9 protein-coding genes are annotated in these 7,257 nt (G+C 70.5%); 2 read left to right on the forward strand and 7 right to left on the reverse strand.

Features of this window, described 5'->3' with window-relative positions:
- On the forward strand, positions 1-127 hold a 127-nt coding region (locus J3S89_RS19830; RefSeq protein WP_217930298.1), incomplete at its 5' end, for a 4Fe-4S dicluster domain-containing protein.
- 108 nt (positions 128-235) lie between these two features.
- Here J3S89_RS19830 and J3S89_RS19835 read toward each other — a convergent pair.
- From J3S89_RS19835 to J3S89_RS19850, 4 genes are all read right to left on the reverse strand, one after another.
- A complete protein-coding gene (locus J3S89_RS19835) occupies positions 236-1,111 on the reverse strand; it encodes an enoyl-CoA hydratase-related protein (RefSeq protein WP_217930270.1) in 876 nt (291 codons plus the stop codon).
- An 8-nt stretch (positions 1,112-1,119) separates the two neighbouring features.
- A complete protein-coding gene (locus J3S89_RS19840) occupies positions 1,120-1,905 on the reverse strand; it encodes an enoyl-CoA hydratase/isomerase family protein (protein ID WP_217930272.1) in 786 nt (261 codons plus the stop codon).
- A gap of 38 nt (positions 1,906-1,943) precedes the next feature.
- A complete protein-coding gene (locus J3S89_RS19845) occupies positions 1,944-2,987 on the reverse strand; it encodes a zinc-binding dehydrogenase (RefSeq protein ID WP_230489127.1) in 1,044 nt (347 codons plus the stop codon).
- 265 nt (positions 2,988-3,252) lie between these two features.
- Positions 3,253-4,020 carry a glucose 1-dehydrogenase gene (locus J3S89_RS19850; protein ID WP_217930274.1) on the reverse strand — a complete coding sequence of 256 codons (768 nt, stop codon included), beginning with the start codon at positions 4,018-4,020 and terminating at the stop codon, positions 3,253-3,255.
- A 131-nt stretch (positions 4,021-4,151) separates the two neighbouring features.
- Between J3S89_RS19850 and J3S89_RS19855 the strand changes: the two genes are divergently transcribed.
- The gene (locus J3S89_RS19855; protein WP_217930282.1) at positions 4,152-4,625 is read left to right on the forward strand and encodes a MarR family winged helix-turn-helix transcriptional regulator; all 474 of its coding nucleotides are present in this window, start codon (positions 4,152-4,154) and stop codon (positions 4,623-4,625) included.
- 76 nt (positions 4,626-4,701) lie between these two features.
- Here J3S89_RS19855 and J3S89_RS19860 read toward each other — a convergent pair whose 3' ends face one another.
- From J3S89_RS19860 to J3S89_RS19870, 3 genes are all read right to left on the reverse strand, one after another.
- A complete protein-coding gene (locus tag J3S89_RS19860; protein ID WP_217930284.1) occupies positions 4,702-5,853 on the reverse strand; it encodes an acyl-CoA dehydrogenase family protein in 1,152 nt (383 codons plus the stop codon).
- A 5-nt stretch (positions 5,854-5,858) separates the two neighbouring features.
- Positions 5,859-7,034: an acyl-CoA dehydrogenase family protein gene (locus J3S89_RS19865; RefSeq protein WP_217930293.1), complete on the reverse strand. Its 1,176-nt coding sequence runs from the start codon at positions 7,032-7,034 to the stop codon at positions 5,859-5,861.
- Positions 7,035-7,063: 29 nt separating this feature from the next.
- On the reverse strand, positions 7,064-7,257 hold a 194-nt coding region (locus tag J3S89_RS19870; RefSeq protein ID WP_217930296.1), incomplete at its 5' end, for an electron transfer flavoprotein subunit alpha/FixB family protein.

Raw genomic sequence — 7,257 nt, forward strand, 5'->3', positions numbered from 1 at the left:
GGACACGTTCGTGATCAACGCGCAGAACTGCGTCCACTGCAAGACCTGCGACATCAAGGATCCGAACGGCAACATCACCTGGACGACCCCGGAAGGCTCCGGCGGGCCGAACTATCCCAACATGTGATCACCCGCACTTCGGCGCGATGCTCCATGAGACACGACGCGAGGCCCGGACGGCGACGTCCGGGCCTTCGTCGTGGAGTTCGCCCCTCGCGAGCGGCGCGATCTCGGCTCAGGCGGACGGCTTGCGCCGCGCGGCGAAGAAGGCTTCGCGCTCGGCGGCGGCGCGCGGACTGTCGCGCAGCGCGACGAAGGCGGCGCGCTCGGCCGCGAGCCCGGCGTCGAAACCGCGTTCGAGACCGATCGTCATCACCTCGATCGCCGCGAGCCCGGCGACTTCGTGGGGGTCGGCGGCGGCGAGCGCGGCGCGGCGCTCGGCGAGGAGCGCGCGCGCCGCCTCGCGCGGCGGCATCGCCTCGCGGTCGCGGGTCCGTGTCGGCCGAGCCCCCGCCGCGATCGCCGCGCGGGCATGGGCGAGGGCGGCGGCGCGCAGGTCGTCGCCTTCCGCCACGATCTCGTCGACCGCGCCCCAGGCCGCCGCGACCTCCGCCCCGATCGGTTCGCCGCTCAGGATCGTCTCGAGCGCCCGCTCGACCCCGACGAGACGCGGCAGGCGCTGGGTGCCGCCGCCGCCGGGGATCACCCCGAGGCGGATCTCCGGCAGACCGACGCGGGCGCCGGCCTGGGCGACACGGCGGTGGCAGGCGAGCGCCAGCTCGAAGCCGCCGCCGAGCGCCGTGCCGTGAAGGGCGGCAACGACCGGCTTTACGGCGTTCTCGATCGCCGCGAGCACCACCGGCAGGGCCGGATCGATCGGTGGCCGACCGAATTCGCGAATGTCGGCGCCGGCGACGAAGGTCCGTCCGGCGCAGACGATCACCGTCGCGGCGATGGCAGGATCGGCCTCGGCGCGGCGGATGCCGTCGAGGAGCCCGCCGCGCACGGTGGCGGAGAGGGCGTTGACCGGCGGATTGTCGATCGTGAGGATCGCCACCGCCCCGTCCCGGGCGAGGCTCACCGTCGGTCGCGGGGCGTCGCCGTCGCTCATCGTCCCCGTCACCGGCTCAGGAAGTCCGCCACGCGCCTCTCGGTGCTGGGCTTCATCATCAACGAGCCGATCCCGCCGATCTCCGCCTCCGCGCCCTCCGACGACATGCGGTCGGCGATGCGGATGCAGGACTTGGCGACGGCGATCGCGTCGGCCGAGAGGCCGGCGGCGCGGCTCGCCACGCCGCTCGCCACCTCGGCGAAGTCGACCGCATGGGCGGACCATTGGACGAGCCCGACCCGCTCGGCCTCGCGGCCGTCGAGGAGGTCGCCGGAGAGGATGATCCGCGCCGCGAGGCCGGCGCCGCAGAGGGCGGTGAGTCGCTGGGTGCCGCCGGCACCGGGCAGGAGCCCGACCTTGGCCTCCGGCAGGCCGAGCTTGGCGTGATGGGCGGCGATGCGCAGGTCGCAGGCGAGCGCCAGCTCCAGGCCGCCGCCGAGCGCGTGGCCCTCGATCTCGGCGATGGTCACCTTGGGCAGGGCGGCGAGACGGTCGAAGGTCCGGTGGAACGAACGCACCGTCTCGACCATCGCCGAGGCGCCTTCCTGATGGCCGACGCGGCTGCCGACGAGGCGCAGATCCGCCCCGGCGCAGAAGACGCGTTGATCCGAGCGGATGCGCAGCACCGCGACGTCGGCATCCGCCTCGACCACGGCGAAGGCGTCGTTGAGCGCCGCCAACATGGCGTCGTCGATGGCGTTCATCGGCGGACGGCAGAGCGTCACCGTGGCGATCGGACCGGCGACGTCGAGCGTGACGCGTCGGGATTGGGGATCACGGGGGGCGGAAGTCATTCCTGGCAACCTCATGGAGAGCGGAGCGGAGGCCCCTGTCACGGATCCTGGTCGACGACGATCTTGCCGAACTGCCGTCCGGCCTCGAGCCGATCGAGCGCGGCATGCACGTCGGCGAAGGCGAAGCGGCGATCGATCGGCGGGCGGAAGAGGCCGCGCTCGCAGACCGCGAGGAGGGCCCGGAACTCCTCGAAACTGCCGTGGGTCGAGCCGAAGACCTGGAGCTGGCGAATGAACAGCCGGCGCAGATCGGCCGGTGGCATGTCGCCCGAGGTCGCGCCGCAGGTGACGATGCGCCCGCCCCGCACCAGCGACTTCAAGGCCTCGCCCCAGACCGCCGCGCCGACGTTCTCGATCACCACGTCGACGCCGCGTCCGCCGGTGAGTTCCATCACCCGCCGCGAGATCGGCTCGCGCGCGCCGTCGATGCCGGCATCGGCGCCGAGCGTCTCGGCCCAGGCGAGTTTCTCCGGGTCGCGCGAGGTGACGATGGCGCGGGCACCGATCATCTTGGCGAAGAGCAACGCCGAGGCGGAGACCGCGCCGCCGATGCCGAAGATCAGAGCCGTCTCGTGCGACTTCAACGCCGCCTTGCCGAAGACCATGCGCCACGCGGTGAGCGGCGCCGTCGACAGCGCCGCCGCCTCGGCCCAGTCGAGCGTCGCCGGTTTCGCGAAGACGTTCTCGACCGGCACGCAGACGAATTCGGCGAGCGTGCCGTCGCGGTGCTCGCCGAGGAACTTCATCGAGGTGCAGAGCACGTGTTCGCCGGCGAGACAGAACTCGCAGCGGCCGCAACCGATGCCGGGATGGATCACCACGGCGTCGCCGACCTTCAGACGGGTCTCGTCGGCGTCGACCTCCACCACCTCTCCGGCGCCGTCGAGGCCCATGATCTGCGGCAGCTCGTGCGTGATGCCGGCACCGCTGTCGCGCATGTAGAGATCGACGCGGTTGAGGCCGGCGGCGCGCACGCGCACGAGCGCCTGCCCCCGGCCGCGAACCGGGATCGGCCGCTCTCCGATTTCGACCACTTCGTTGCCGCCGTGACCGACGATCGTCACCGCCCGCATGGACGTCATGTCCCCTCCACTCGTCTCGCGGACGGTCGACACCCGGCGCCCGTCCCTCCCTGGGATCGCGTCGGCTCGACGCGGATCGCGTTCGGCCGTCTCGGTAGGCTTGATCGCCCCGGCGGCTCGTGTCATTGCGGGGCCGGCTCTCGCGCCACAAGGCGCTCGTCTTCCGGCCCCGATCATGTGCGCACCGATCCTCGTCCCTCGGTTCCGACGACCCGCGATCCTCCGATCGCCGGACCCCGTTTCGCCGAGAGGAGCCGATCGGAGATCAGCCGACCATCGACAGGCCGCCGGAGACCGAGATCACCTGGCCGGTGACGTAGGAGGCGGCGTCCGAGGCGAAGAACAGGATGGCGCCCGGCAGATCCTCGGGCTGGCCGATGCGGCCGAGCGGGATCGAGCGGCGGAAGGCCTCGGCGAGCTTCTCCGGATTGCCGGCGCCCTTCTTGTAGTCCTCGAAGAGCGCGGTCTCGGTCGGCCCCGGGCAGACCACGTTGAAGGTGATCTGGTCGCGGGCGTGTTCGCGGGCGAGCGTCTTGGTGAAGGCGACGAGCGCGGCCTTGCAGGCGGCGTAGACGGCCTCGCCGGACGAGCCGACCCGCGCCGCGTCGGACGCGATGTTGACCACGCGCCCGGCCTTGCGCGCGACCATGCCCGGCAGCACCACGTGGTGCATGTTGAGCGCGCCGACGAGATTGATGGCGATCAGCCGATCCCAGTCGCCGGCGTTCGTCTGCAGGAAGGGCTTGAAGACGTCCCAGCCGGCGTTGTTGACGAGCACGTCGATCGGGCCGAGCTCGGCCTCGGTCGCGGCCACCGCCGCCTCGACCGCGGCGCGATCGGTGATGTCGCAGGCATAGGCGCGCGCGATGCCGCCGGCGGCGCCGATCTCGGCGACGGTGCGTTCGGCGGCGGCGAGATCACGGTCGTAGACGGCCACCTTGCCCCCCGCGGCCGCGAAACGCCGGCAGGTCGCCCCGCCGATACCCCCACCGCCGCCGGTGACGACGATCGTCTTTCCTTCGAATTCCGCCATGTGCATTTCTTCCCTGTGAGGTCGATATATCAATGCTATGATACATCTCTTATAATGTCAATGCATTGATATATTCACTCGTAATCCGCCCTTCGGGTCGCTCCCGACGCCAGAGACAGAGAGTCCCACCGATGACGAGCCCCGCGCCCCGTGCCGAACGAATCCGCTTCGAAGTGGCCAACCGCTTGTTCTTTCGGCTCTATCAATGCTCCAACCTGATGCACAAGAACGGCACCCGGCACATGGGCGACTTCGGCGCGACGACCCAGCAATGGGCCGTCCTCGGCGCGCTGGCGCGGCCGCTGGTGCACGAGAAGGGCATGTCGGTGAAGGATCTGATCGAGTTTCTGCTGCTCAGCCGGCAGAACCTCACCGCCGTCCTCGATCGGCTCGAGGCGCGGGAGTGGATCGAGCGGGTCAAGGATCCGGAGGACGGCCGCTCCCGCCTCATTCGCCTGTCGGCCGAGGGCAACCGAGTGTGGACCTCGATGCAGGTGCCGATCGAGGCCTTCTACGCCGGCGCCCTGACGGAGCTGAGCGACGCCGAACAGGTCCAGCTCTATCAGTTGCTCGACCGGCTGAAGACGGGGTTGGAGGCGGTGTGAGGCCGGGCGCCGAGGGGCGCCCGCCGATCCGTTCGACGCGATGCGTTCGACGCCGCGCCCCGGGGCGCAGCGCACCTCAGGCGGCGCCGACCAGTCCGTCGGTGGCGGCGAGCCAGTCGAGATGATGGTCGAGATCGCCGAAGCGCTTGTCGATCATCGTCAGGCGCTTGAAGAGGTGGCCGACCTTGTATTCCCAGGTCATGGCGATGCCGCCGTGCAGCTGGATCGCCTGCTGTCCCACGAAACGGGCCGATTTGGCGACCTGGATCTTCGCCGCCGCCATCGCCTTGCGGCGGGTGACGACGTCCTCCTCGCCGACCGACATGGTCGCCCACAGCGCCATCGACCGCGCCTGTTCCACCGCCACGAACATGTCGGCGGCGCGGTGCTGCAACACCTGGAAAGAGCCGATCGCCCGGCCGAACTGGACGCGGGTCTTCAGATACTCGACCGTCGTCTTCAGCGCCTCGTCCATGATCCCGACCGCCTCGGCCGAGATGGCGGCGATCGTCTCGTCGGTGGCCCGTTCGAGGATCGGCAGGCCGCGCGCGGGATCGCCGATCACCGCCTCGGCCGCGACCGTCACCTCGTCGAGACGCACGTCGGCGACGCGTCCCCCGTCGTGGGTCTCGTGGGAGACGACCGAGACGCCGGGCGCGGTGCGATCGACGAGGAAGAGGCCGATGCCGATCGGCGAGGTGCGGTCGCCGCCGGTGCGCGCCGAGACGACGAAACGGTCGGCCGCCGCGCCGTGGGGGACGAGGGTCTTGACGCCGTCGAGCCGCCAGCCGCCGGCGATCGGCGTCGCCCGCGTCGCGACGTCGGCGAGGGTCCAACGGGCCTGCGGCTCGCCGATCGCCGCGACCAGCAGGAGCTCGCCGGCGGCGATCGCCGGGACGAGCGCGGCGCGTCGTTCGGAGTCGGCGCCGTGACGCAGCAGCGCGCCGGTGAAGACCACGGCGTCGAGCCACGGCTCGGTGACCAGCGCGCGGCCGATCGCCTCCATCACGATCATGGTCTCGACCGGCCCGCCGCCATAGCCCCCGTCCGCCTCGGCGAAGGGGAGGCCGGTGAGGCCGAGATCGGCGAGTTCGGCCCAGACCGCCGGCGAGCGACCCTCGGGGGTCGCGCAGATCTTCTGGCGGCGGTCGAAGTCGTAGGACCGCGCCGCCCATTTGGCGAGGCTGTCGGCGAGCAGGCGCTGCTCTTCGGAGAGATCGAAGTTCATGGCGTCTAGAGCCCCAGGATGGCCTTGGCGATGATCGAGCGTTGGATCTCGTTGGATCCGCCGTAGATCGACAGCTTGCGCAGGTTGAAGTAGGTGGCCGCGCCGCCGCGCGTCCAGTCGACGCCGTCGTCGCCGTCGTCGCCGTGGGCGATCGCCGCCGCCGGCCCCATCACGTCCATCAGCAGCTCGCTCGAGGCCTGCATCAGCTCGGAGCCGCGGATCTTGAGGATCGACGAGGCCGGGTCGGGCTTGCCGTCGCCGCGTTCGGCGGCGATGACGCGCAACTGCGTCATCTCGAGCGCCCGCATCTCCACTTCGAGTTCGACCAGCCGGCGCCGGAAGGCGGGATTGCGCAAGGGCGCCACGGCCCCGTCGGGCGGGAAGTCGGCGAGTTCGCGGATCCGCTTCAGGCGGGCCTTGGAGATGCCGACGCGGGCCTGGCCGTTGCGCTCGTTGGTGAGCAGGAACTTGGCGTAGTCCCAGCCCTTGTTCTCCTCGCCGACGAGGTTTTCGGCGGGCACGCGGACGTCGTCGAAGAAGACCTCGTTGATCTCCCATCCGCCGTCGATGGTGCGGGTCGGCACCAGCGTCACGCCCGGGCTCTTCATGTCGACGAGCAGGAAGGAGATGCCCTCCTGCGGCTTCGCCTTGGGATCGGTGCGGGCGAGGACGAAGATCCAGTCGGCGTGTTGCCCGAGGGTGGTCCATGCCTTCTGACCGTTCACGACCCAATGGTCGCCGTCGCGCACCGCGCGGGTCTTCAGGCTCGCGAGGTCCGAACCGGCGCCGGGCTCGGAGAAGCCCTGGCACCACCAGTCGGTGAGATCGGCGATGCGCGGCAGGAAGCGTTGCTTCTGCGCCTGCGAGCCGAAGGTGTAGATCACCGGCCCGACCATCGCCGTGCCGAAGGAGAGCGTCTCCGGCGCGGGAAAGCTCTGGATCTCGTCGCGGAAGATCATCCGGCGGATCGGATCCCAGCCTGTGCCGCCCCATTCGACCGGCCAATGCGGCACGGCCCAGCCGCGCGCGTGCAGGGTCCGCGTCCAGGCGGTCAGTTCGTCGCGATCGATCTTCCGACCCTCGATCATCTTGGCGCGGATCGCCGCCGGCACCGAGGCGCGCAGGAAGTCGCGAACCTCGCGGCGAAAGGCGATCTCGTCGTCGGTGAAGCGCAGATCCATCGGCCGTCTCCCTCGGGTGGTCGCGGGGCTCAACGCCCGATCTTGGCGAGTTCCTCGGCCATTTCGGGCAGGGCGGTGAAGATGTCGGCGACGAGTCCGTAGTCGGCGACCTGGAAGATCGGCGCCTCCTCGTCCTTGTTGATCGCCACGATCACCTTCGAGTCCTTCATGCCCGCCAGATGCTGGATCGCCCCGGAAATGCCGCAGGCGATGTAGAGCTCGG

It is taken from the genome of Pinisolibacter aquiterrae, assembly GCF_019160155.1.
GTDB classification, from domain to species: Bacteria; Pseudomonadota; Alphaproteobacteria; order Rhizobiales; family Ancalomicrobiaceae; genus Pinisolibacter; species Pinisolibacter aquiterrae.

Excerpts from the sequence above, each read along its gene's own strand:
- J3S89_RS19865 (WP_217930293.1), bottom strand. The coding sequence starts at position 7,034 with ATGGATCTGCGCTTCACCGACGACGAGATCGCCTTTCGCCGCGAGGTT.
- J3S89_RS19855 (WP_217930282.1), top strand. The coding sequence starts at position 4,152 with ATGACGAGCCCCGCGCCCCGTGCCGAACGAATCCGCTTCGAAGTGGCC.
- J3S89_RS19850 (WP_217930274.1), bottom strand. The coding sequence starts at position 4,020 with ATGGCGGAATTCGAAGGAAAGACGATCGTCGTCACCGGCGGCGGTGGG.
- J3S89_RS19860 (WP_217930284.1), bottom strand. The coding sequence starts at position 5,853 with ATGAACTTCGATCTCTCCGAAGAGCAGCGCCTGCTCGCCGACAGCCTC.
- J3S89_RS19845 (WP_230489127.1), bottom strand. The coding sequence starts at position 2,987 with ATGACGTCCATGCGGGCGGTGACGATCGTCGGTCACGGCGGCAACGAA.
- J3S89_RS19835 (WP_217930270.1), bottom strand. The coding sequence starts at position 1,111 with ATGAGCGACGGCGACGCCCCGCGACCGACGGTGAGCCTCGCCCGGGAC.
- J3S89_RS19840 (WP_217930272.1), bottom strand. The coding sequence starts at position 1,905 with ATGACTTCCGCCCCCCGTGATCCCCAATCCCGACGCGTCACGCTCGAC.